The 23,014-nt window shown below is 68.6% G+C and carries 20 protein-coding genes; 14 read left to right on the top strand and 6 right to left on the bottom strand.

Annotated features, from left to right (window positions below; genetic code table 11):
• Positions 1-14 precede the first annotated feature (14 nt).
• From gcvH to ACZ63D_RS27565, 4 genes are read left to right on the top strand one after another with little or no spacing between them, the layout of a single operon-like run.
• Positions 15-392, top strand: a complete 378-nt coding sequence (gene gcvH, locus ACZ63D_RS27550; RefSeq protein ID WP_067589411.1) for a glycine cleavage system protein GcvH — start codon at positions 15-17, stop codon at positions 390-392.
• Positions 392-1,669: a serine hydroxymethyltransferase gene (gene glyA / locus ACZ63D_RS27555; RefSeq protein WP_465357248.1), complete on the top strand. Its 1,278-nt coding sequence runs from the start codon at positions 392-394 to the stop codon at positions 1,667-1,669. Before gcvH ends, glyA begins: the two co-directional genes overlap by 1 nt.
• Positions 1,666-2,670 carry a lipoyl synthase gene (gene lipA, locus ACZ63D_RS27560; protein WP_465357249.1) on the top strand — a complete coding sequence of 335 codons (1,005 nt, stop codon included), beginning with the start codon at positions 1,666-1,668 and terminating at the stop codon, positions 2,668-2,670. Before glyA ends, lipA begins: the two co-directional genes overlap by 4 nt.
• Positions 2,671-2,686: 16 nt before the next feature.
• Complete coding sequence (locus ACZ63D_RS27565) at positions 2,687-4,060, top strand: L-serine ammonia-lyase (RefSeq protein ID WP_465357250.1); 1,374 nt, start codon at positions 2,687-2,689, stop codon at positions 4,058-4,060.
• A gap of 31 nt (positions 4,061-4,091) precedes the next feature.
• Here the strand turns inward: ACZ63D_RS27565 and ACZ63D_RS27570 are convergent, their stop codons facing one another.
• The gene (locus ACZ63D_RS27570) at positions 4,092-4,292 is read right to left on the bottom strand and encodes a hypothetical protein (protein ID WP_465357251.1); all 201 of its coding nucleotides are present in this window, start codon (positions 4,290-4,292) and stop codon (positions 4,092-4,094) included.
• Positions 4,292-4,876, bottom strand: coding sequence for a winged helix-turn-helix domain-containing protein (locus ACZ63D_RS27575; RefSeq protein WP_465357252.1), 585 nt, complete (start codon positions 4,874-4,876; stop codon positions 4,292-4,294). Before ACZ63D_RS27575 ends, ACZ63D_RS27570 begins: the two co-directional genes overlap by 1 nt.
• 73 nt (positions 4,877-4,949) lie before the next feature.
• Here ACZ63D_RS27575 and ACZ63D_RS27580 point away from each other — a divergent pair, with 73 nt between their 5' ends.
• Both ACZ63D_RS27580 and ACZ63D_RS27585 read left to right on the top strand, forming a co-directional pair.
• Positions 4,950-5,672 (top strand): FadR/GntR family transcriptional regulator, encoded by a 723-nt coding sequence (locus ACZ63D_RS27580; protein ID WP_465357253.1) that lies wholly within the window; start codon positions 4,950-4,952, stop codon positions 5,670-5,672.
• 52 nt (positions 5,673-5,724) lie between these two features.
• Positions 5,725-7,548 (top strand): transglycosylase domain-containing protein, encoded by a 1,824-nt coding sequence (locus ACZ63D_RS27585; protein ID WP_465357254.1) that lies wholly within the window; start codon positions 5,725-5,727, stop codon positions 7,546-7,548.
• A 1-nt stretch (position 7,549) separates the two neighbouring features.
• Here ACZ63D_RS27585 and ACZ63D_RS27590 read toward each other — a convergent pair whose 3' ends face one another.
• Positions 7,550-8,359 (bottom strand): ABC transporter ATP-binding protein, encoded by an 810-nt coding sequence (locus tag ACZ63D_RS27590; RefSeq protein ID WP_465357255.1) that lies wholly within the window; start codon positions 8,357-8,359, stop codon positions 7,550-7,552.
• 116 nt (positions 8,360-8,475) lie between these two features.
• On the opposite strand from ACZ63D_RS27590, the gene ACZ63D_RS27595 reads away from it, so the two are divergent.
• A complete protein-coding gene (locus ACZ63D_RS27595; RefSeq protein ID WP_465357256.1) occupies positions 8,476-9,804 on the top strand; it encodes an aminotransferase-like domain-containing protein in 1,329 nt (442 codons plus the stop codon).
• Between the two features lie 731 nt (positions 9,805-10,535).
• On the opposite strand, the gene ACZ63D_RS27600 is transcribed toward ACZ63D_RS27595, so the two are convergent.
• Positions 10,536-12,497 (bottom strand): SDR family oxidoreductase, encoded by a 1,962-nt coding sequence (locus ACZ63D_RS27600; protein ID WP_465357257.1) that lies wholly within the window; start codon positions 12,495-12,497, stop codon positions 10,536-10,538.
• A 65-nt stretch (positions 12,498-12,562) separates the two neighbouring features.
• On the bottom strand, positions 12,563-12,799 hold the full coding sequence (locus ACZ63D_RS27605; protein ID WP_465357258.1) for a hypothetical protein: 237 nt from the start codon (positions 12,797-12,799) through the stop codon (positions 12,563-12,565).
• Positions 12,800-12,979: 180 nt separating this feature from the next.
• On the opposite strand from ACZ63D_RS27605, the gene ACZ63D_RS27610 reads away from it, so the two are divergent.
• Positions 12,980-14,224, top strand: a complete 1,245-nt coding sequence (locus ACZ63D_RS27610) for an NAD(P)/FAD-dependent oxidoreductase (protein WP_465357259.1) — start codon at positions 12,980-12,982, stop codon at positions 14,222-14,224.
• Here the strand turns inward: ACZ63D_RS27610 and ACZ63D_RS27615 are convergent.
• A complete protein-coding gene (locus ACZ63D_RS27615; protein ID WP_465357260.1) occupies positions 14,178-15,575 on the bottom strand; it encodes a Bcr/CflA family multidrug efflux MFS transporter in 1,398 nt (465 codons plus the stop codon). The two genes, ACZ63D_RS27610 and ACZ63D_RS27615, sit on opposite strands and share 47 nt — an antisense overlap.
• 187 nt (positions 15,576-15,762) lie before the next feature.
• Between ACZ63D_RS27615 and ACZ63D_RS27620 the strand changes: the two genes are divergently transcribed.
• The 6 genes from ACZ63D_RS27620 to ACZ63D_RS27645 are packed head-to-tail and all read left to right on the top strand — an operon-like array spanning position 15,763 to position 22,263.
• A complete protein-coding gene (locus ACZ63D_RS27620; RefSeq protein WP_134665477.1) occupies positions 15,763-16,617 on the top strand; it encodes a fumarylacetoacetate hydrolase family protein in 855 nt (284 codons plus the stop codon).
• Between the two features lies 1 nt (position 16,618).
• Positions 16,619-17,920 (top strand): enolase C-terminal domain-like protein, encoded by a 1,302-nt coding sequence (locus ACZ63D_RS27625; RefSeq protein WP_465357261.1) that lies wholly within the window; start codon positions 16,619-16,621, stop codon positions 17,918-17,920.
• Positions 17,917-18,675, top strand: a complete 759-nt coding sequence (locus ACZ63D_RS27630) for an SDR family NAD(P)-dependent oxidoreductase (RefSeq protein ID WP_465357262.1) — start codon at positions 17,917-17,919, stop codon at positions 18,673-18,675. Before ACZ63D_RS27625 ends, ACZ63D_RS27630 begins: the two co-directional genes overlap by 4 nt.
• A gap of 39 nt (positions 18,676-18,714) precedes the next feature.
• Entirely contained in the window at positions 18,715-19,755 is a 1,041-nt protein-coding gene (locus ACZ63D_RS27635; protein ID WP_465357263.1) for a sugar ABC transporter substrate-binding protein, read from the top strand.
• On the top strand, positions 19,752-21,254 hold the full coding sequence (locus ACZ63D_RS27640) for a sugar ABC transporter ATP-binding protein (protein WP_465357264.1): 1,503 nt from the start codon (positions 19,752-19,754) through the stop codon (positions 21,252-21,254). The genes ACZ63D_RS27635 and ACZ63D_RS27640 overlap by 4 nt, the downstream gene beginning before the upstream one ends.
• On the top strand, positions 21,247-22,263 hold the full coding sequence (locus ACZ63D_RS27645; protein WP_465357265.1) for an ABC transporter permease: 1,017 nt from the start codon (positions 21,247-21,249) through the stop codon (positions 22,261-22,263). The genes ACZ63D_RS27640 and ACZ63D_RS27645 overlap by 8 nt, the downstream gene beginning before the upstream one ends.
• Positions 22,264-23,014: the final 751 nt, after the last annotated feature.

Here is a 23,014-nt window from a genome sequence, read left to right on the forward strand (position 1 = left end):
AGGCCTCCGAGCACATGAGCATCCCCCAGAACCTGTCCTACACGAAGGAACACGAGTGGCTGTCGGTCTCCGACGGCGTCGCGACGGTGGGCATCACCGCGTTCGCGGCCGGCTCGCTCGGCGACATCGTGTTCGTGCAGCTGCCCGGCGTCGGCGACACCGTCACCGCGGGCGAGGTGTTCGGCGAGGTCGAGTCGACGAAATCGGTCAGCGAGCTGTACTCGCCGGTCAGCGGCGAGGTGGTGGCGGTGAACGAGGCCACATCGGACACCCCCGAGGTCATCAACTCCGACCCCTACACCGAAGGATGGCTGCTGCAGGTGCGGCTCTCGGGCGACGTCCCGGAGCTGCTCGACGCGTCCGCGTACGCCGAGCTGACCCAGGAGAACTGATGACCGCCCCGTTCGACGCCCCTCTGTCCGAAGCGGACCCCGAGGTCGCCGCCGCGGTGGCCGCGGAGCTGGACCGCCAGCAGTCGACGCTCGAGATGATCGCCTCGGAGAACTTCGCGCCGGTCGGCGTGCTCGAGGCGCAGGGCTCGGTGCTGACCAACAAGTACGCCGAGGGCTACCCGGGCCGCCGCTACTACGGCGGCTGCGAGCACGTCGACGTCGTCGAGCAGCTGGCGATCGACCGGGCCAAGGCGCTGTTCGGCGCGGAGCACGCCAACGTCCAGCCGCATTCGGGCGCGCAGGCCAACGCGGCGGCGATGTTCGCGGTGCTCAAGCCGGGCGACACCATCCTCGGCCTCGACCTCGCGCACGGCGGCCACCTGACGCACGGGATGAAGATCAACTTCTCCGGCAAGCTGTACAACGTGGTCGCCTACCACGTCGACAAGGAGACCGGGATCGTCGACGTCGCCGAGATCGAGCGGCTGGCGGTCGAGCACAAGCCGAAGCTGATCGTCGCCGGCTGGTCGGCCTACCCGCGCCAGCTCGACTTCGCCGAGTTCCGCCGGATCGCCGACCTGGTCGACGCCAAGCTGATGGTCGACATGGCGCACTTCGCCGGCCTCGTGGCCGCCGGGCTGCACCCGTCGCCGGTGCCGCACGCGGACATCGTCACGACCACCACGCACAAGACCCTCGGCGGCCCGCGCGGCGGCCTGATCCTGTGCCGCCAGGAGCTGGCGAAGAAGATCAACTCGGCGGTGTTCCCCGGCCAGCAGGGCGGGCCGCTGGAGCACGTGATCGCGGCCAAGGCCGTGGCGCTCAAGATCGCCGCGACCGACGGGTTCCGCGAGCGCCAGGAGCGCACCCTGGAAGGCGCCAAGATCCTCGCCGACCGGCTGTCGCGCACCGACTGCGCCGAGGCGGGCGTCCGCGTCCTCACCGGCGGCACCGACGTGCACCTGGTGCTCGTCGACCTGGTGAACTCCCAGCTCAACGGCCAGGAGGCGGAGGACCGGCTGCACTCGGTCGGGATCACCGTCAACCGCAACGCCGTGCCGTTCGACCCGCGTCCGCCGATGGTCACCTCGGGCCTGCGGATCGGCACCCCGGCACTGGCCACCCGCGGTTTCGGCGCGGACGACTTCGCCGAGGTCGCCGACATCATCGCCGAGACGCTGAAACCGGACTTCGACGAGGCCGCGCAGCAGGCGTTGCGGGGTCGCGTGGAACTGCTGGCGAAGAAGCACCCGCTGTACGCGGACCTGAGCCGATGAGCGCGCAGCCCGAGGGGCGGAAGTTGTTGCGGCTTGAGGTGCGCAACAGTGAGACGCCGATTGAGAAGAAGCCGTCGTGGATCAAGACGCGGGTGCGGATGGGTCCGGAGTTCACCGAACTCAAGGGCCTGGTGAAACGCGAGGGTCTGCACACGGTCTGTGAAGAGGCGGGTTGTCCCAACATTTACGAGTGCTGGGAAGACCGGGAAGCCACTTTTTTGATCGGCGGGGATCAGTGCACGCGTCGCTGTGATTTCTGTCAGATCGACACGGGCAAGCCTGCTGCGTTGGATCGTTCGGAGCCGCGGAAGGTCGCGGAGTCGGTGCAGGCGATGGGGTTGCGGTATTCGACGATCACCGGTGTCGCCCGCGACGATCTCGCCGACGGCGGCGCCTGGCTCTACGCCGAAACCGTCCGGCAGATCCACGCGCTGAACCCCGGCACCGGGGTCGAGCTGCTCATCCCGGACTTCAACGCCGAGCCCGATCAGCTGGCGGAGGTGTTCGGGTCGCGCCCGGAGGTGCTGGCGCACAATGTGGAGACGGTGCCGCGGATTTTCAAGCGGATCCGTCCCGGGTTCCGCTACGCCCGGTCGCTGGAGGTGCTCACCCGGGCGCGGGCGGCGGGTCTGGTGACGAAGTCGAACCTGATCCTGGGCATGGGCGAAACCCCCGACGAGGTCACGGTCGCGTTGCGGGACTTGTTCGAGGCGGGGTGCGAGATCATCACGATCACCCAGTACCTGCGGCCTTCGCCGCGGCATCATCCGGTGGACCGGTGGGTGAAGCCGGAGGAGTTCGTGGAGCACGCGAAAACCGCCGAGGCCATCGGCTTCCCGGGCGTGATGGCGGGACCGCTGGTGCGCTCGTCGTACCGCGCGGGCCGGCTCTACGCCCAGACCAAGGCTCACCGGGGCGAGGAACTGCCGGAGAACCTCGCCCACCTGACCGCCGAAGGACCGGCGGCACAAGAAGCCAGCAGCGTGCTGGCGAGGAACTAAGAGAAGGGGCGGATCAATGGCGATCAGCGTCTTCGACCTGTTTTCGATCGGCATCGGGCCGTCGAGTTCGCACACGGTCGGCCCGATGCGGGCGGCCAAGACCTTTGTGGACGGTCTGGTCGAGGACGGAGTGCTCGAGACGGTCGCGCGGGTGCAGGCCGAATTGTTCGGCTCCCTCGGCGCGACCGGGTTCGGGCACGGCAGCGACAAGGCGGTGCTGCTCGGGCTTTCCGGGGAGCGGCCGGAGGACATCGACACCGACACGGTGCCCGCCAAGGTGGCGGCGATCCGGGAATCCGGGCGGCTGGCCGTCGGCGGCACGCACGAGGTGGACTTCGCCGAGGACACTGACCTGACGATGCACCGGCGGAAGTCCCTGCCCGCGCATCCGAACGGGATGGTGTTCCGGGCGTTCGCTTCCGACGGCTCGCTGCTGCGGGAGCGGACGTACTACTCGGTCGGCGGCGGGTTCGTGCGGGACGAGTCGTACGAGACCGACACGGTGTTCGTGGAGGATTCCACGCCGGTGCCGTATCCGTTCCGCACTGGCGCGGATCTGCTGAAGCACTGTGCGGACACCGGTCTGCCGATCAGCGAGATCATGCTGCGGAACGAGCTTTCCTGGCGCAGTCGCGAGGAAGTGCGGGACGGGCTGCTGCAGATCTGGCAGGTGATGGCCGAGTGCGTGCGGAACGGGTACACGCACGAGGGTGTGCTGCCTGGCGGGTTGAAGGTGCCTCGGCGGGCGAAGTCGTTGCACGACAAGCTGCTTGCCGAAGACGGTGCGGACGATCCGTTGTACGCCATGGACTGGGTCAGTCTGTACGCACTGGCGGTCAACGAAGAGAACGCCGCGGGCGGTCGCGTCGTCACTGCTCCGACCAATGGCGCGGCGGGGATCATTCCCGCGGTGCTGCACTATTACCAGCGGTTCGTGCGCGGGGCGTCGGACGACGGCATCGTCACGTTCCTCCTTACTGCGGGGGCGATCGGCTCGATCCTCAAGCAGACCGGATCGATCTCGGGCGCCGAGGTCGGCTGCCAGGGCGAGGTTGGTTCGGCTTCGGCGATGGCCGCCGCCGGGCTGACCGAGGTGCAGGGCGGAAGCCCGGCGCAGGTGGAGAACGCGGCCGAGATCGGCGTCGAGCACCACCTCGGCCTCACCTGCGATCCGGTGGGCGGACTGGTGCAGATCCCGTGCATCGAGCGCAACGCGGTGGGCGCGTCGAAGGCGATCCACGCGGCGCGAATGGCGCTGCGCGGCGACGGCAGCCACGTGGTGACGCTGGACAAGGCGATCAAAACCATGCGCGAAACCGGCGCGGACATGTCGGTGAAGTACAAGGAGACCGCGCGCGGCGGGCTGGCCGTCAACGTCATCGAGTGCTGATTTTCGTTCTGTGAAGGGCTTCTTGGGGGAATCAGATTCCCTTAAGGAGCCCTTCACGGCGTTTCGGGGTGGCGAGGCGAAGGCCCAGTTCCATCAGCCACCAGCCGAGCCGTTGCCGGGCAGAAGCCTTTGGCGCGGGCGGCGGTCTGTGCCGGGCGAGACGGCGTTGGTCCGCGTCGGCGCGCAGGCCGTCCTGGTATTGCGAGACGAAGGCCAGCAGGTCTGCGTTCATCAGTCTTGTTCCTCTGCTTCCGGCCGGGGCGCGTAGGGAAACACGGACCACTGGGCGAATACCGTGGTGTCGCCGGGGCGCGGTTCCCGGCGGTAGCTCTCGACCAGTTCCCGGATCTGCTTGCTCAGCTGCCCGGCTTCCTCCGGGGTGAGCTGGAGCCCGGTGTCGCTCAGCGTCGCGTTGGCATGCCAGGTCTTGCCCCACCGGGGCAGGTCGGCGACGAACCGGAGCGTCTCGCGATGGCGCTGGTTGACGACGTGGTGCAGGAACGCGGTGACCGTGCCCGCCAGGTCGGGGTCTGCCAGGAACTCGCTCGTCTTGAGCGCGGTGCCCTGCTGTGCCGCTTTCCACCACCGCTCGCGCTTCGAGCCGCGTTCGGCGTCCTCGACCACCAGCCCGGCGTCCGCGAGTTGGCGCAGGTGCCAGGACGTGGTGCCGGAACTTTCGCCGACGCGTTTGCCGAGGCCGGTCGCGGTGGCCGGGCCGTCGACGGTCAGCAGGTCGAGCAGCTCGAGCCGCAGCGGATGCGCGAGAGCGCGCAGGGCGCGGGCGTCGATCTGCCTGCCGTGGGGTTCCGAGGGCATGTCTCCACTCTAGAATCGCAGAGGAAACTTTGCAAAGATTTCTCTGCGATCGAGCGGGCATAGAATCGGCCAGGTGGAGTCGACCTCGGTGGTGAGCGCGAACGCGGCCCTGTTCCGGCCGGTGCGGGCCGGGAACGCCTTCGAGGAGACCGTCGAGCGGTTGTTGCAGGCGATCCGGCTCGGGGTCGTCGGCGCGGGGGACCGGCTGCCGTCGGAACGCGAGCTGGCCGAGCGGCTCGGCGTGAGCCGGGTGACGCTGCGGGAGGCGATTCGCGCGTTGGCCGACGCGGGGTATGTCGAGTCGCGGCGCGGGCGGTACGGCGGCACGTTCGTGAACGAGAAACTGCCCGAGCCCGCGGAGCGCGCGGTCGGCGAGGTGGACGCGGCCGGGCTGGAGGACGCGTTGTGCCTGCGTCATGTGCTGGAGACCGGTGCCGCGGAGGCGGCGGCCGCGCGCACGTTGAGCCCGGCTGACCGGCAGCATCTCACCGGCACGCTCGCGGAAGCGTCGGCGGCCGGTCTCGCCGATTACCGGCGCAAGGATTCGCGGCTGCATCTGGCGATCGCCGAGGTCACCGCGTCCGCGTCGCTGACCAGCACGGTCGCCGACGCGCGCACGCGGGTCAACCAGCTGCTCGACCGGATTCCGCTGCTCGAACCCAATCTGGAGCATTCGAACGCGCAGCACGAGGCGATCGTCGACGCGATCCTGGCCGGCGATCCGGTGGCCGCGCGGCAGGCGATGGCCGAGCACATCGAGGGCACGGCGTCGTTGCTGCGCGCGTTCCTCTCGTGATCAATTCACCGGATCGGCAGAACCTTGTCACTGGTTCAGTCGTCCTTCATTCGTGGAGCCAGCCCCGGAGAGTGACAAATCCGCCGTTGTCCGTCGCAAGTGGCGCCGCATCCGCAAGGGTGCCTACTACCTGATCGGCTTCGCGGTCGGCGTGCCGCTGATCGCGTTCTGGATCGCCTACCTGCTGCTGGACGTCCGGAGCCCGCAGGACGTCCTCGCCTCGCTCGGCAAAACCGTCACGGTGAAGTACGCCGACGGCAGCGAACTGCTGCGCGTCGTGCCCCCGGAGGGCGACCGGCGGTTCGTGCCGTTCGACCAGATCCCGCAGAAGCTTCGCGACGCCATCGTCGCCACCGAGGACCCGACCTTCTGGGCCAACTCCGGCTTCGACCCGACGGGGATCGGCCGCGCGTTCCTGACCGGCGTCGGCGGCGGGTCGGGGATTACCCAGCAGTACATCAAGAAATCGACCGGCGACGAGGATTCCACGCTCTGGCGGAAAATGCAGGAACTCGTGCTCGCCACGAAGATCACCCAGCAGCAGAGCAAGGAACAGATCTTCGAAAGCTACATCAACATCATTTCCTTCGGCCGCAACACTTTCGGCCCGGCAGCGGCGATGAACGCGTTCTTCGGCCGTCCGCTCGACAACAGCATCACCTGGAGCGAAGCAGCATTCCTGGCTGGGATGATCCAGTCGCCGTCCGTGCACGATCCGGCGGCGTCCGGCGACGAACACGCGGCCAAGCGCTGGCGGTACGTGCGCGACAAGCTAGTTGAGCGCGGCTATCTGAAAAACGCCGACGGCATGGCTTATCCAGGCGCGGAAATCAAGCCGCCCGCGGAGACTCGGGTGAGCCTGAACTACGACCAGTACCACCTCAAACAACGCGTGCTCACCGAACTGGAGACAGCCGGGTTCTCGCTTTCACGGTTGCAGCAAGGGAATCTGACTGTTCAGACGACGTTGGACCCGGGGTTGCAGGCCGCGGCGCACACCGCGCTGAGCGACCGGTTGAAGGGCGAGCCAGCGGAGTTCCGCGGCGCGCTGGTGGCGGTCGATCCGGCGAACGGCGCGGTCCGGGCGTACGACGGCGGCAACAACGGCGTCCGGGATTACGCGGCGACCGGCCATCCGCTCGGTTCGGCGTTCTACCCGTTCGCTGCGGCGGCTGGTTTGAAGAATGGCATGTCGCTGGACGAGAAAGTGGCTGCTCCCCAGGAGATTCAGTACCTCGGCGAGAAGTTCGACTATCCGCCGAAATGCCCGCAGCCGTGTACATTGCGCAGCGCGTTGACCTCGGGTGCGGACACGCCGTTCATCACTGTGTCGAAGAAAATCGGCGTCGACGAGGTGAGCGCGGCGGCCCGTTCGGCGGGAATCCCGGACGAAGTGGACGGCACGCCGACCATGCGCGAACAGGACGGCGCCACGATCGGCTCGGGCATCGTCGTCGGCCGCTATCCGATGCGGCCGCTGGACGTGGCCGGGGCGTACGCGACCTACGCCGCTCACGGGAAGCACGCGGCGGTGCACCTGGTGGACAAGGTGCTCGACGGGTCGGGGAAAGTCGTTTGGCAGCACGAAAACCAGCAGGTTTCCGCCGTTCCGGAGAAAGTCGCGCAGGATCTCGCTTCGGTGTTGCGGACGACGTTGCCGGACGGTCGCGCGGCAGTGCTGCGCACCGGCGAGTTCGAGCGCGGCAATTCGCGGGACTACCAGGACGCCTGGGCAGTCGGCTACACGCCGCAACTGGCGACGGCGGTGTGGCTCGGTTCCGACGACAACCGCAAGCTGCTCGACGCGGAAAGCAAGAAGGTGACGGGTTCGTCGATCCCGGCGGAGATGTGGCGGTCGTTCATGGCCCGCCGGTGAATCAGGCGGCCCGGCGGCTGACCTTCGGGATCACCATCGGGCTCCCGCTCTCCGGGCATTCCATCACCCGGCACGGCAGCTCGAAGATCCGCTCGACGTTCTCCGCCGTCACGACCTCCTCCGGCGTCCCGGTGGCCAGCACCTTCCCGTCGCGCATCGCGATCAGATGCGTGGCGTACCGGGCCGCGTGGTTGAGGTCGTGCAGCACCGCGACCAGCGTGCGGCCCTGTTCGCTGTGCAGCGTGGCACACAGGTCGAGGATGTCGAGCTGGTGCGCGATGTCCAGGTAGGTCGTGGGCTCGTCGAGCAGCAGCAGGTCGGTCTGCTGGGCCAGCGCCATCGCCATCCAGACGCGCTGGCGCTGCCCGCCGGACAGCTCGTCCACCATCCGCTCGGCGAGGTCGTCGACGCCGGTCGCGCGCATCGAATCGGCGACCACCGCCGCGTCCTCGCGGGACCATTGGCGCAGCAGTTTCTGGTGCGGGTAGCGGCCGCGCGCGACGAGATCGGCCACGGTGATCCCGTCCGGCGCGATGGAGCTCTGCGGCAGCAGGCCGAGCCTCCGCGCGACCTCTTTCGCGCCGTAGCTGGAGATCACCTGGCCGTCGAGGTAGACCGAGCCCTCGCGGGGTTTCAGCATCCGGGCGAGCGCGCGCAGCAGCGTCGTCTTGCCGCAGGCGTTGGGGCCGACGATGACCGTGAACGACTTGTCCGGGATGACCACGCCGAGCCGTTCGGCGACGGTGCGGCCGTCGTAGGCCAGCGTCAGGTCCTCGGCGTGCAGTCGGGTGTCTTCGCTCGTCAGTGCCACACAGGTAAGGCTAACCTAGTGACCCCCGTCCGGGGAGTTCCGCGGGTCGCATTAGCGAACAGTGACCGGCCGGTGCCATGATGCGTCCGGGAGAAACCCGGCAGAGCGAGGGTGGGATGGACGACTACCGCGTCGTCGCGGACGAACTCGCCGCCGACATCGAAGCCGGCCGGCTGCGGCCCGGCGATCGGCTGCCGCCGCAGCGCCGCTTCGCGCGCGACCGCGGCATCGCCGGCTCCACCGCGGCCCGCGTGTACGGCGAACTCGTCCGGCGCGGCCTGGCGATCGGCGAGGTCGGCCGGGGAACCTTCGTGCGCGCGGCGAAGCCCGGTCCCGAACCGGCGCTGTCCGAACCCGGCGACGCCCGCGTGGACCTCGAACTCAACTTCGCTGTGCTGCCAAGCCAATCGGCCAAACTGGCGCAAGCACTCGAACCCGTGCTGCGCGCGGACGTCTTCACCGACGCACTGCATCCCCTCGGCGCCGCTGGCACCAAAGCAGTCCGCGAGGCAGCCTCTCGCATGCTCGCCCGCGGCGCTTGGACGCCGGATCCAGACTCGGTACTGATCTCGGGCAACGGACGGCAGGGCATCGCTGCCGCGCTCGCCGCGTTCGTGCCGACCGGCGAGCGGCTGGCGGTCGAATCCCTGACGTACCCGGTGGTCAAAGCCGCCGCGACCCGGCTCGGCATCGAGCTGGTACCGATCGAAACCGACGCCCACGGCCTGATCCCGGCCGCACTCGCGGCGAGCGCTCCGGTGCGGGCGCTGTACGTCCAGCCGACCCTGCACAATCCGCTCGGCACCACGATGCCGCCGCAGCGCCGTGCCGAGCTGGCCGAAACCGTCCGCAGACTGGACCTGCCGGTGATCGAGGACGGCATCTACACCTTCCTCCGCCCGGACACCGAACCGCTCGCCGCGCTGATGCCCGAGCGGACGGTTTTCGTGGACAGCCTGTCGAAACGCGTCGCACCCGGGCTTACCGCCGGTTTTCTTGTGGTGCCGCCGCCATGGGTCGCCCGCCTGGCGAGCGCGATCCGCTCCGGCGGTTGGTCGGCATCGCGGTTCTCCGTGGAGGCGGCGCGGCGATGGATCACTGGTGGCGTGCTGGCGGAGGTCGAAGCGGCGAAGCGCGCCGATGCCGCGGTGCGCGCGAGAATCGTCGCAGACCGGCTGGCGGGTTTCCGGGTGTACGGCGATGCCTCGGCCTACCACCGGTGGTGGGTGCTGCCGGACCAGTGGCGGGCCGAGACCTTCGTGGCCGCTGCCGCACGCCGGGGGATCGCGCTGTCCCCGGCGGCGGCGTTTTCGGTGGTGCCGGGGCACGCCCCGAACGCGGTGCGGATCGCGGTGTCCGCTCCTTCGGAGGCGACGTTGGCGAGTGCGCTGGAGGTGCTGGCCGGGCTGGCTGGCGGGTCGCCGGACGACACTCTGGTGGAGTAGGGCTTCCGGCTTGAATTTCCCAGCCGGGATGCCGCATGTCGGCGACGGTTGGCGGTAGGATCGGCGCGTGGACGTAGTCCTGCCGACCCAGAGAAAACTGCTGCGTGACCGAGTTCGGCTGCTTGGTCGCGATGGCGTCGGCTTCCAGATGGAGTCGGCCTGACGGCAGCGGCTCGCCCCAAGGTCCGGCCCGCGTGTTCCGCCGCGGGTGTGCGACCAGGTACGACGATTGGCTAAGATCAACTGAGGATTCCGCCATGCACGGGAGCCTTAGCCGAGGAGACCTTAGCTCGTTCCAGTGTGATCACTGGTCGAGCTGAGGCACGTCCGAGTCGCCTGCTCGACCACGAGGCGAAGGGCGATCGGAGTGTCAATCGGACCAAGCGAAGTCGCGGCCGTCGTCGGCGCGGTCGGTTTGGCGCTGCCGCGGGTCGCGCGGCACTACTTCCGATGGAAGACCGCCAAGACGTTCGCTGAAAAGGCGAAGCCCGAAGACATCGCCAGAATCGCCGAAGCAATGCACCCCGACCTCCCGATCCGCAGGAGCCGACGTCGGCTGCCTTCGGTGAGTCAACCAGAGCCATCGGCTTCCCACGGCACCGACGAACCAGGCAAGCCGCCGCGATCGCGCACGGCGAGATAGCCGAAGGCTTGGGTGCTCCGCTAAGGCACGTCGCCCACGGCTGCGCTGTTCACCGCTGGAGGACAGGCCGCTCTACCGCCACAAGTCCTTAAGCCTTCCGCCGCCAGAACATCCTGGTCAGCGTAGCCGCGACCGCCGCCGGAGCGGGTTGCCGTGGCCGTCCCTTGGCTTCCGGTGCGGATTCCGGCATCACCCGGTACACGAGGTGCGCCGCGAATCGGGCGAGGTTCGGGGCCGCCAGCGTGGCCAGTTCCGCGGCTCGGCCTTCGGGCAGGCTCAGGATTTGCGGCCGCTGCTCGATCGCCTTCACTACCAGCGCCGCGGCGCGTTCCGGCGAGCTCGCGGGCAGTCCGCGGTACGACCCGGTCGGCGCGATCATGTCGGTGCGCACCAAGGGCATCCGGACCGACGTGAACGTGACACCGTCGGACAGCGTTTCGCGCCCGGCGGTCAGGCCGAACTCTTCGAGCGCGGCTTTTGAAGCCAGGTAAGCGGAAAAGCGCGGGGTGTCGGTCTGGAGGCCCTGCGTGGTGACGTTGACGACGTGGCCGAACCGGCGTTCGGTCATCGACGGCAGCAGGCCGAGGATCAGCCGCACTGGGCCGAAGTAGTTGATGGCCATCGTGCGTTCGTAGTCGTGGAACCGTTCCGTCGACAGCTGCACCGAGCGTCGGATGGAGCGTCCCGCGTTGTTCACCAAGACGTCGACAGCACCGTGATCGGCGAGGACTGCTTTAACGAGACCGTCGACTGCGTCGCCGTCAGTGAGGTCGCACGGATACGCAGACGCTTCGCCGCCTGCCGCAGTGATCTCGCTACGCACGTCTTCGAGTTCTTCGGTGCGGCGCGCGACGAGAAGAACCTTCGCGCCGCGACGCGCGACAGCGAGCGCGGAGGCCCGGCCAATGCCCGACGACGCACCGGTAATGAGGACAACGCGTCCTTCAAGCCCTGGACGGCGAGCGTGGTCCGGGTCAAGATGCGTGCGCCAGTAGCGGTACAGCGGTTCGGCGTAGTCGCGAAGCTCGGGAAGGTGGACGCCGCTCCCGTACAGCTCCGAAGTGGTGCGCGCGGTGTCGAACTCCACCTCCATGTTCAGGTGGGGGAGTACTTCGAGCGGAATTCCCAGCTCGGTCAACACCGCTGCCCGCGTCGCACGTCCAGTCGGGAGACGGTCTACAGCGGTCGCGAGACGAGACGCTGTGCTGCGAAGCAGGCGAGACGGCACTGTCGTGCGTACGCGGGGCGCTCCGGCAACGCGGGCGAAGGCGTTGTAGACCTCGTGGAGCTTCTGCGGTCGCGGCGAAGCGAGGTGGTACGTACTGCCCGAAGGCGCTTCGCGGTGCATGAGGTTTTCCATCGCGGCGACGACATAGTCGACCGGGACGAGGTTGGTGGCCCCGAGATCGGGCGCGACGAGCGGCAGTTGCCTCGGCATCACGGCGAGGCGCGAGATGGCGGGCAGGAAGTAGTACGGGCCGTCGATCTTGTCCATCTCGCCGGTGCGCGAATCGCCGACGACCGCGGAGGGCCGGTAGACGCGGAACGGCACGTCGGACTGCGTGCGGACCAGCTTCTCGGCCTCGAACTTCGTTGCGTGGTAAGGAGAACTGAAGGACTGCCCGAGGTCGAAGTCGGCCTCGGTGAAGCGGCCGGCGTGATCGCCCGCGACCGCGATGGACGAAACGTGGTGCAGCAGGCCCGCACCGGCTGCCGCGGCGAAGGCGAGCAGGTTCCGGGTGCCCTCGACGTTCGCGGCCCGGTTCGCCGCGTCGTCGGCGGTGAAGTCGTAGATCGCGCCCAGGTGGACGACGTGGTCGACGCCGTCGTAACCGGCCGGGTCGAGGCCGAGCAGCGGTTCGGTGAGGTCGCCGACGGCAGGCGCCAGCCGGTCGGCGTTCGGCCAGTCCCGCGCGATTTCGGCGAGCCGGTCGCGCGAGGTGTTGCGGACGAGCACGTGGACGGCGGTCGTCTCCCGCCGCGCGAGCAACCGGGCGACCAGGCGCTTCCCGAGGAAGCCCGTCGCGCCCGTGACGAAGTAGGTGGTCATGGCCGGCACCTTTCGGGGGTCTGCGGGTGCCGACTCTACCTACTGATGAGTAGGAACGGTAGTTGTCAGTCGGTTCCGGTGCGCCGCGCCGACGTCGCGGTGGCCACCACGGCGTCGCGCAGGGCCGCGCGCAGCCGCCCGACCTCCAGCGGCCCCAGCACGGCCGCCTCCCCCGGCGGCGCGACCAGGACGACTTTGTCGTCGCTGCTCACGAACACCGTCACGTCGCGCCGCCTGCCCGCCAAGTCCCGGCAGCCGACCGTCCACTCGTTCCGCACCGCACTTTCGTCCCGCGCTGTCACGGCCCTCGCCCTCCGATCACGTCCTGCCCGTGTCCTTCGTGCGGGGGTGGGACCGGCGGCTCCGGGGCGGCTTACGCCGGTTCACCCGAATTGCCTACTGGCCGGTTTTCCACGGGGTGTGACCAGGCGGATACCGGAGTAGCGTCGGCCACCGCACGTCGCGGGCACTCGGGAGGACGGATGTCGGAACCTCGGAAGATCGTCATCGTCGGAGCGGGGCTGGCCGGTGCCACCGCGGCGGCGACAGTACGAGAACGCAGTCTCGACGGTGACATCTTGCTGCTCGGAGCCGACTCGCACCGGCCGTACGAACTGCCGCCGCTGTCGAAAGCCGTCCTGCTCGGCAACGCCGACGAACCCGACTGGGTGCGCGAAGAGGGCTTCTGGGCCGAGCGCGATATCAAGCTGCTCTCCGGCACCACGGCGACCCGAGTCGAACTAGGCGCCCGCTTGGTCCTTGACGATGCCGGTGGCGAACATCGCTATGACCGTCTGGTCTTAGCGACCGGCTCGCGCCCGAGGACGTTGAAGGTGCCTGGCGGCGACCTGCCCGGCCTCTACACGCTTCGCACGCTCGACGACGCACTGCGGCTGCGAGAGGCCTTCGAAGCAGCGAAGCGAGTACTGATTGTTGGCGCGGGCTGGATTGGCACCGAAGCCGCCGCAGCCGCGCGTACGCATGGTGCTGAAGTAACTGTGGTCGCTCCGGAGAAACTGCCGCTCGCCAACGTCCTCGGAGACGAGGTTGCCGGAGCGTTCTACCGTCTGCACGAAGAACACGGTGTGCAGTGGCGTCTTGGCGAAGGCGTCGCTGCGATCACCGGGGACACATCGGCGACCGGCGTCCGGCTGTCGAACGGCGAAGAGCTGTACGCCGACGTTGTGCTTGTCGCGGTCGGCGCGGCCCCGAGCGTCGAGCTGGCGCACGCTGCCGGTCTGGAGCTGGCGGACGACGGCGGTGTCGATGTCGACGCCGGTCTGCGTACGGCGGCACCAGACGTCTACGCGATCGGCGACATCGCTTCGCAGTTCCACCCGCGCTATGGCCGCCGCGTGCGCGTCGAGCACTGGGCGACAGCGCGTACGCAGGGCGAGCATGTCGCGTCCAACCTCTTCGGCGCGAACGAGCCGTACTTGAACACTCCGTACTTCTTCACCGACCAGTACGACCCGGACCGCGGTGGCCCGGCGATCGGTTGCGAGTACCGCGGCCTGCCTGTCTTGGACCGGGACCGCGTCGTGGTGCGCGGCGACCTCGATGCCTACGACTTCACGGCATTCTGGGTGACGCCGGAGGGCGAGGTCTCGGCCGCCATAAACGTGAACCAGTGGGACGACGGCGACGCGCTGCAGAAGCTGGTCGATGAGCGCATCGCGGTCACCGACGACCAGCTGCGGAACGGGAATCTCGCCGATCTGGGCTGACTGCCAGCGTCGCGAACGACAGCAACGCGAGCACGCCGAACCCGGCCATTACGGCGGTCATCGGCACCGCCGTGCCGGATCCGCCGAGCCCGACCAGCGGCGTCGCGATCCCGCCGATCGCGAACTGCAGCACCCCCAGCAGCGCGGACGCCGACCCGGCTGTGCGTGCGTGGCTGGCAAGCGCAAGGGAACTGGCATTCGGGCTGATGATTCCGACGCAGGAAACCATGAACAGCAACGGAATCAGCAGGGCGGGCAATGGCAGTCGCAGGACAGCGGCGGTCAGGGTCGCGAGGCCGGAGATCGTGGACACGGTCAGCCCCGCGCGCAGCAGCGTCCGCTCGGGGAACCGGCCGACGAGCCATCCGTTGAGCTGCCCAGCGAGCACGATGCCGACCCCGTTGAGCCCGAAGACGACGCTGTATTCCTGCGGGCTCAGCCGGTAGACGTCCTGGAGAGCGAACGACGAACCCGAGATGTACGCGAACAGTGCGGCGAAGTTCAACCCCGCGGTGAGCGCGTAGCCGAGGAACGTGCGGTCGGTGAGCAGCCGTCCGTAGGTGCGCAGGACTCCGCCGAGCCGCAAGGGGTGCCGCCGCTCGGTCGGCAGCGGCTCCGGCAGCGCGAACGCGACCGCGACGAGCAACAGGGCACCGAAGGCGGTGAGGACGACGAAGACGCCGCGCCAGGACGTGAAGGTCAGCAGTTGCCCGCCGAGCACTGGGGCGAGGATCGGCGCAAGACCGTTGACGAGAAGCAGGAGCGAGAAGAATTTCGTCATCGCGGTGCCGGTGTAGAGGTCGCGGACGGCCGCACGGGCGATCACGATCCCGGCCGCCGCACCGAGCGCCTGGACACTCCGTGCGGCGATCAACAGCTCCACCCCCGGACTCGCCGCCGCCGCGACCGACCCGGCGAGGTACAGCCCCAGCCCGGCCAGCAACGGCCGCCGCCGCCCGAACGAATCCGACAGCGGCCCGGCGACGATCTGCCCGACCGCCAGTCCGACGACGAACGCGGTGAGCGTCAGCTGGACGGTGGTGTCGGAAGCCTGGAAGTCGCCCGCCATCCGGGGGAGGGCGGGGAGGTACATGTCGATGGAAAGCGGCCCGAACGCGGAGAGTCCGCCGAGAATGAGGAGACGTCGGATCTTGCCCTCGCCGGGACGCTCGGGGAAGGTGGCGGAGTGATCGGCCGTCGAATGAGCCGTCGCGGCGCGATCGGCAGCGGCCGACCGCCGCGCCAGCGCGTCCGCCACCGGTCTTTCCCGTTCAGCGGAACACAAACCGTCCTCGCCGTCCGCCTTGCCGGGGTCCCGCCGGTCCGGGCCGGTCGTCTCCGCTGGTCCCATCCGCGCCGCACCGTCTCCTTCGTCGTGGCGGGACCTCCCCGCCAGGACGAGTGTCCGTTATCCGCCCGGCAGCCCGGTGATCGGATCAATTTCGGCGGCAAATCCAGCTTCCCTCTAGATCTGCCGCCTACTCATGCGCTATACATCGGATGTATCGCGAGGACGGTGTCGAGAGAGGGGAACGTCTGTGCGGTTTGTGCGTCTCGGGGCAGCGGGGGCTGAGCGTCCGTTCGTCCGTGCCGGTGACGGCACCCTCCACGACCTCTCCGGGGTCACGCCGGACATCGACGGCGCGTTCCTCGCCGGCGACGGGCCGGCGAAGGCCGCGCGGGCGCTCGAAGCCGGGGAACTGCCGGTCGCCGACGGGGCCGGGCTGCGGGTCGGCGCGCCGATCGCCGCGCCGGGCAAGATCGTCTGCATCGGCATGAACTACCGCCGGCACGCCGAGGAAACCGGCGCGGCCGTGCCCACCGAACCGGTGCTGTTCATGAAGGCTCCCGACGTCATGGTCGGACCATTCGACGAGGTGCTCGTCCCGCGAGGCTCGACGGCCACCGACTGGGAGGTCGAGCTCGGCGTCGTCATCGGGAAAACCGCCCGCTACCTGGAAAGCGCCGACGAAGCGCTGGCGCACGTCGCCGGGTATGTCGTGTCCAACGACGTCTCCGAGCGCGATTTCCAGCTGAACCGCGGCGGCCAGTGGGACAAGGGCAAGAACTGCGAGACCTTCAATCCGCTCGGCCCGGAACTGGTGACCGCCGACGAGATCCCGGACCCGCAGGCACTCGGCCTGCGCACCTGGGTCAACGGCGAGAAGGTGCAGGATTCGTCCACCAAGGACATGGTGTTCGGCGTCGCCGAGATCATCCGCTACCTGAGCCAGTTCATGGTGCTGCGCCCCGGCGACCTGATCAACACCGGCACCCCGGAGGGGGTCGCGCTCGGGCAGCCCGAGCCGAAACCGTACCTGCGCGCGGGCGACGTCGTCGAGCTGGAAATCGACGGCCTCGGCAAGCAGCGCCAGACCTTCGGGCAGGCCTGACATGGCGAAAATCGTGGACATGGAGGTCCGGGACGTCCGCTTCCCGACGTCGCGCGACCTCGACGGTTCGGACGCGATGAACCCGGATCCGGACTATTCGGCAGCTTACGTCGAACTGCACACCGACGCCGGACCGGACGGTTACGGTCTCGCGTTCACCATCGGCCGTGGCAACGACGTGCAGGCCGCCGCGATCCGCGCGCTGGCTCCGCATGTCGTCGGCCGTGACGTGCCGGAGGACGCGGAAGCACTGGGCGCGCTTTCGCGGGCACTGGTCGGCGACTCGCAATTCCGTTGGCTGGGGCCGGAAAAAGGTGTGGCGCACATGGCGATCGGCGCGATCGTCAACGCCGCGTGGGACCTCGCCGCACGCCGTGCCGGGCTGCCGCTGTGGAAGTTCGCGTCGCGGATGACGCCGGAGGAGCTGGTGTCCCTTGTGGACTTCCGCTATCTCTCCGACGCGCTCACCGAACAGGAAGCGCTCGACATCCTGCGGGCAGCCGAACCCGGGAAAACGGAACGGATCGCCAAGCTCGAGGCCGAGGGTTACCGCGCGTACAGCACGTCGGCGGGCTGGCTCGGCTACTCCGACGCGAAACTGGTGCGGCTGGCCGAACAGGCCGTGGCCGACGGTTTCGAGATGATCAAACTGAAGGTCGGCGGGAATCTCGAGGACGATGTCCGGCGGATGAAGCTGGCCCGCGAGACCGTCGGTGCGGACATCCGGATCGCGGTCGACGCGAACCAGCGCTGGGATGTCGCGACAGCGGTGCAGTGGATGACCGCTCTGGCACCGTACGATCCATATTGGATTGAAGAGCCGACGTCGCCGGACGACGTGCTTGGTCACGCGGCCATCGCGAAGGCGCTCGCACCGATCAAGGTCGCGACCGGCGAACACGTGCAGAACCGCGTGGTGTTCAAGCAATTGCTGCAGGCCGGTGCGATCGATGTGTTGCAATTGGACGCCGCGCGCGTCGGCGGGGTGAACGAGAATCTCGCGATCCTGTTGCTGGCAGCCAAGTTCGGAGTGCCGGTGTGCCCGCATGCTGGTGGGGTCGGGCTCTGCGAGCTGGTGCGGCATCTGTCCATGTTCGACTTCGCGGCGGTGTCCGGTTCGGACGAAGACCGCAGCATCGAATGGGTCGACCACCTGCACGACCACTTCACCGACCCGGCCGTCGTGCGCGACGGCCGCTACCTCGCCCCGGCCGCTCCGGGCTTTTCCGCGCGCATGCACGACGCTACGCTGCGCCGGTTCAGCTTCCCGGACGGTCCTGAATGGACGGAGAACGCGCAGTGAGCGAATTCGACGGCCTCGTCGCCGCGGTCACCGGCGGCGCTTCGGGCATCGGCCTGGCCACGGCGAACCTGCTGGCCCAGCGTGGCGCGCAGGTGGCTGTGCTCGACCTCAAGACCGACGAGACGCCCGAGCCGCTGGCCGGATTCCGCTGTGACGTGACGTCCGACGCCGAGGTCCGCGCCGCGGTCGACGCGGTGGTCGAACGCTTCGGCCGGCTCGACATCCTGGTCAACAACGCGGGGATCGGCGCGCAAGGCGACGTCACCGCGAATGACGACGACGAATGGCACCGCGCCTACGACGTAAACGTGGTCGGCATGGTGCGCACGGCCAGGGCTGCCCTGCCGCACTTGAAAAACTCGCCCGCGGCAGCGGTTGTGAACACCTGCTCCATCGCCGCGTGGGCCGGACTGCCCGCGCGGGCGCTGTACTCGGCCACGAAGGGGGCGGTGTTGTCGCTGACGCTCGCGATGGCCACCGACCACCTGCCGGACCGGATCCGCGTCAACTGCGTGTGCCCCGGCACCGCGGACACCCCGTGGGTCGGCAGGCTGCTCGACACCGCCGCGGACCCCTCGGCGGAACGGGCGGCACTCGCCGCCCGCCAGCCGATGGGAAGGCTGGTCACCGCGGACGAGGTCGCGAACGCGATCGCGTACCTGGCCAGCCCGCTTTCGGCATCGACTACCGGCACCGCGCTCGCGGTGGACGGCGGCATGTACGGCCTGCGCCCGCGCGGACCCGTGCAGAACTGATCTGCTTAGCCATTAAGGCCTGTCATCAAGGAGGATGCGGTGCGTACGAAGGTGATCCGGCTGGCCGCCGCGGTGGCCGCCTGCGGTTTGGTGCTCGGTGCGTGCGGGTCCACTAAGGACAAACCGGCGGCAGCGGCCGGCAGCGGCGGCACGGGCAAGGTCGGGGCGACGCTGCCCCTGCTGACCTCGCCGTTCTGGCAGGCCTACAACAAATACGTGCCGCAGATGGCGAAGGAGCAAGGGCTCGACGCGCTGCCCACGGTGAACGCCGACAGCGACCCGGCGAAGCTCATCACGGACATCGGCACGCTGCTCAGCCAGGGCGTGAAGGGGCTCGTCGTCACGCCGCTCGACTCGGCCGCGGTCGTCGCCGGGTTGAAGCAGGCGGAGAACAAGGGCGTCCCGGTGGTCGCGGTGGACGTCGCGCCGGAAAGCGGCAAGGTCGCGATGGTGGTCCGCGCGGACAACAAGGCGTACGGAACCAAGGCGTGCGACGAAATCGGCAAGCGCGTGAAGAGCGGCAAGGTAGTGCAGGTGATGGGCGACCTCTCGTCGGTCAACGGCCGCGACCGGTCGGCGGCGTTCCGCGAGTGCATGAAGCAGAAGTACCCGGACATCAAGGTGCTCGAGGTCGCCGCCGAATGGAAGGCGGACAAGGCGTCGTCCGGTTTGGACAGCCTGCTGACCGCGAACCCGGACATCAAGGGCGTGTACATGCAGGCGGGCGGCGTTTACCTCGCGCCGACGGAGCAGGCGCTCAAGCGCAAGAACCTGTTCTTCCCGGTCGGCGACCCGAAGCACGTGGTGCTGGTGAGCAACGACGGCATCCCGCAGGAACTCGCCGCGATCCGCAACGGCGAACTGGACGCGACCGTTTCGCAGCCGGCCGACGCCTACGCGAAGTACGGCATGTACTGGCTCAAGAAGGCGATGGCGGGCGAGACGTTCAAGCCCGGCCCGACCGACCACGACTCCACCATCGTCGAGATCAGCCCCGGAATGCTGGAAGACCAGCTGCCCGCGCCGGTCGTGACCAAGGACAACGTGGACGACAAAGCGTTGTGGGGTAACAACCTGTGAGCGCGCCGGTCGTACAGGCGGACGGCGTCGGAAAGCGGTACGGGCCCACCGTAGCGCTGGACGACGTCAGCCTCACCGTGCGGCCCGGCGAGTCCCACGCACTCGTCGGCCGCAACGGGGCGGGCAAGTCCACGCTGGTGTCCATCCTCACTGGACTGTCCGAAACGGACACCGGCAATGTTTCGTTCGGCGGAGCCCCGGCCCCGCCGCTGTCCAAACAGGACGACTGGAAGGCCCGCGTGGCGTGCGTGTATCAGCACGCGATGGTGGTCCCGCAGCTGACGGTCGCGGAGAATTTGTTCCTGAACCGCCAAGCGGGCGGCGGGTTCGCGATCGGCTGGAAGAAGCTGCGCCGGCAGGCACGGGAGCTGCTGGACTCGTGGGACGTCCGGGTCGATGTGGACACTCCGGCGGGCGATCTGTCCGTTGAGGACCGTCAGTTCGTCGAAATCGCGCGTGCGTTGAGCTACGGCGCCCGGTTCATCGTGCTGGACGAACCGACCGCGCAGCTGGACAGCCAGGCCATCGAGCGGCTTTTCGAGCGCATGCGGCAGATGCAGGAGAACGGCGTCACCTTCCTGTTCATTTCGCACCACCTGCACGAGGTTTACGAGGTGTGCCAAGCGGTTACCGTCCTGCGCGACGCCCGGCACGTGCTCACCGCTCCCGTCGCGGAGGTCAGCCGCGCGGCGCTGGTCGACGCGATGACGGGGGAACAGGGCGGCTTGGCCGTGCGCGACGCGGCCACCCGCGACCCGCTCGCGGTCGACGCCGAAGAGGTTCTCGTCGTCGATGACCTGTCCGGCGACGGCTTCCACGACGTCTCGCTCCGGGTCCACCGCGGCGAGGTTGTCGGGCTCGCCGGAAGCAACGCGAGCGGTAAACATCAGGTAGCCGAGACGGTGTACGGCCTACGCGCACCTACTTCCGGAACCGTTACGGTTGACGGAAAGCGACTGCCTCCTGGGGACATCCCAGCTGCGTTGCGGGCCGGAATCGGCTGTGTTCCCCGAGACCGGCACCATGAAGGTCTCGTGCTGGAACACTCCATTATGGACAACGCGACGCTGTCGGTGCTGGACCGGATGGGCCGCGGAGGTTTGGCGTCCCCGAAAGTCCGCCGTGAACGCGGAACGCGCGCATTGACCGCCTACGACATCGTGGCGGCCAGCCCGGACCAGCCGGTTTCGGATTTGTCTGGTGGGAACCAGCAGAAAGTCGTGCTCGCCAGGGCGCTGGAGAGCGACCCGCGCGTGGTGGTGCTGATCAACCCCACCGCGGGAGTGGATGTGAAGTCGAAGGAAGCCCTGCTCGCGGTCGTGGACCGGGTGCGGGCCGAGGGGAAGGCGGTGCTGCTCGTGAGCGACGAGCTGGACGACCTGCGCCTGGCCGACCGGGTGCTGGTGCTGCGCGCCGGCGAGGTGGCCGCCGTTCACCAGGCCGGCTGGTCCGACGGGGACCTGGTGGCGGATATCGAAGGAGTCGGGCTCCATGACTGACCTGATGAGCGACCCGCGGACGGCGCTGCCCGCCGCGCCGGCGAAGCGCCGGAAGACGGCGTGGCTGCGCGAACTGGCGCTGCTGCCCGCGCTCGTGGTGGTGTTCGTGATCGGCGGGCTGATCAGCGACACGTTCTTCACCTTCGACAACATCATCAGCATCCTCTCGGCGGCGGCCGCGCTGTCGCTGGTCGTGCTGGGCGAATCGCTGGTGCTGCTGACCGGCAAGTTCGACCTGTCGCTGGAATCCACGATGGGCATCGCCCCCGCGATCGGCGCGATGCTGGTCATCCCGGCCGCGTCATCGGGCTTCGGCACCGCATGGCCCTCGGTGCTGGGCCTGGTGGCGATCCCGGTGGTCGGCGCTTTGATCGGCTTCGTGAACGGCTTCCTGATCGTGAAGCTGAAACTGAACGCGTTCATCGTGACCCTGGCGATGTTGACCGTCCTGCGCGGAACCCAGATCGGCACGACGAACGGCAAGACGCTGTTCGACCAGCTGGACGCTTTCACCGCCTTGGCGACGACGACGTTCGCCGGATTGCCGATGTCGGTATGGCTCGCGGCGGTGCTGTTCGTGGTCTTCGGCCTGGGCCTGCGCTACCACCGAGTCGGCCGCTCGCTGTACGCCATCGGCGGCAACCGAGAAGCCGCCCGAGCCGCGGGCATCCGGGTAGACCGAATCTCGTGGGCGGTCTTCGTGGTGGCCGGGATCCTGGCTGCCATCGGCGGCCTCGCCTACACCGGCTACGTCGGTGCCCTAGGCGCCGACCAGGGCGACGGCCTGATCCTGCAGGTCTTCGCCGCAGCGGTCATCGGCGGCGTCTCCCTGGACGGCGGCCGAGGCACGCTGGTCGGAGCGCTGACCGGGGTGCTGCTGCTGCAGTCGGTGGACAGTCTGCTGCGCATCGCCCAGGTCCCCGCGGAGTGGCTGAAGGCGATTTATGGCGGGATTATTTTGATCGCGTTGATCATCAGCCGGTACGCGGGCGGAAAGCCCCAGACCTGATCGGCGGAGGTTCGGTGATCATCCGACCTTCTTGGGGTGGGGGATCGGTGGGTGAGTGGCTGGCTGGTGTGGTTCGCTCGGGTGGCTTGGCCGTTCGTGAGGTGGGCGGCCGGTCAGCTGATGCGGGCAGTTCGGTAGCTGGTTGGTCGGCTGGCTCGGGTGGCTTGCTGGCTGTCGAGTTGGTTGGCTGGTTGGCTGGCGCGGTGGATGGCTCAACGGGGAGGGCCGTGAAGGGGCCCTTCACGGGCTCTGAGCCTCTCGGGTTTGCTCGCACCGGCCGCTTTCCTGGCACCGGCCGCGCCGCGGTCTCCGGCTGCGTTGGTGCTGTTCGATGTGGGGTCGCTGGCGCTAACGTCGCCACTTCCGCTTTTTCCGCCGCGCCCACTCCCGCCGTCTCCGTAGCGTCTGGCGGGGTGAAGGGTCCCTTCATCCCGCCGCTCGGCGAACGAGCCCCCGCCGCTTCGCCCGAGCGCGCGCGACGGGTCCCTTTACTTTCCCCGGTTTGGCACCTGGAGACCCCCGCACCGTCACTGACGCGAACGTCGCCTTCGCTCAGGTCACACAGCCGTGATGGGGACTTTGATTCCCCTCAAGGCGCGATTCACGTGCCGTTCCTGAGTCGGCTGACACGAAGGTCCCCCTCGCGCCACCCCGGCATGCGTGATGGGTCCCTTCGCTCCGGCCGTCATGGCGTGAAGGGGACCGTCACTCGCACCGTCGAGGCACGAAAGTCCCCCTCGCGCCCACCGAA

It is taken from the genome of Amycolatopsis sp. NPDC104775 (assembly GCF_055583325.1).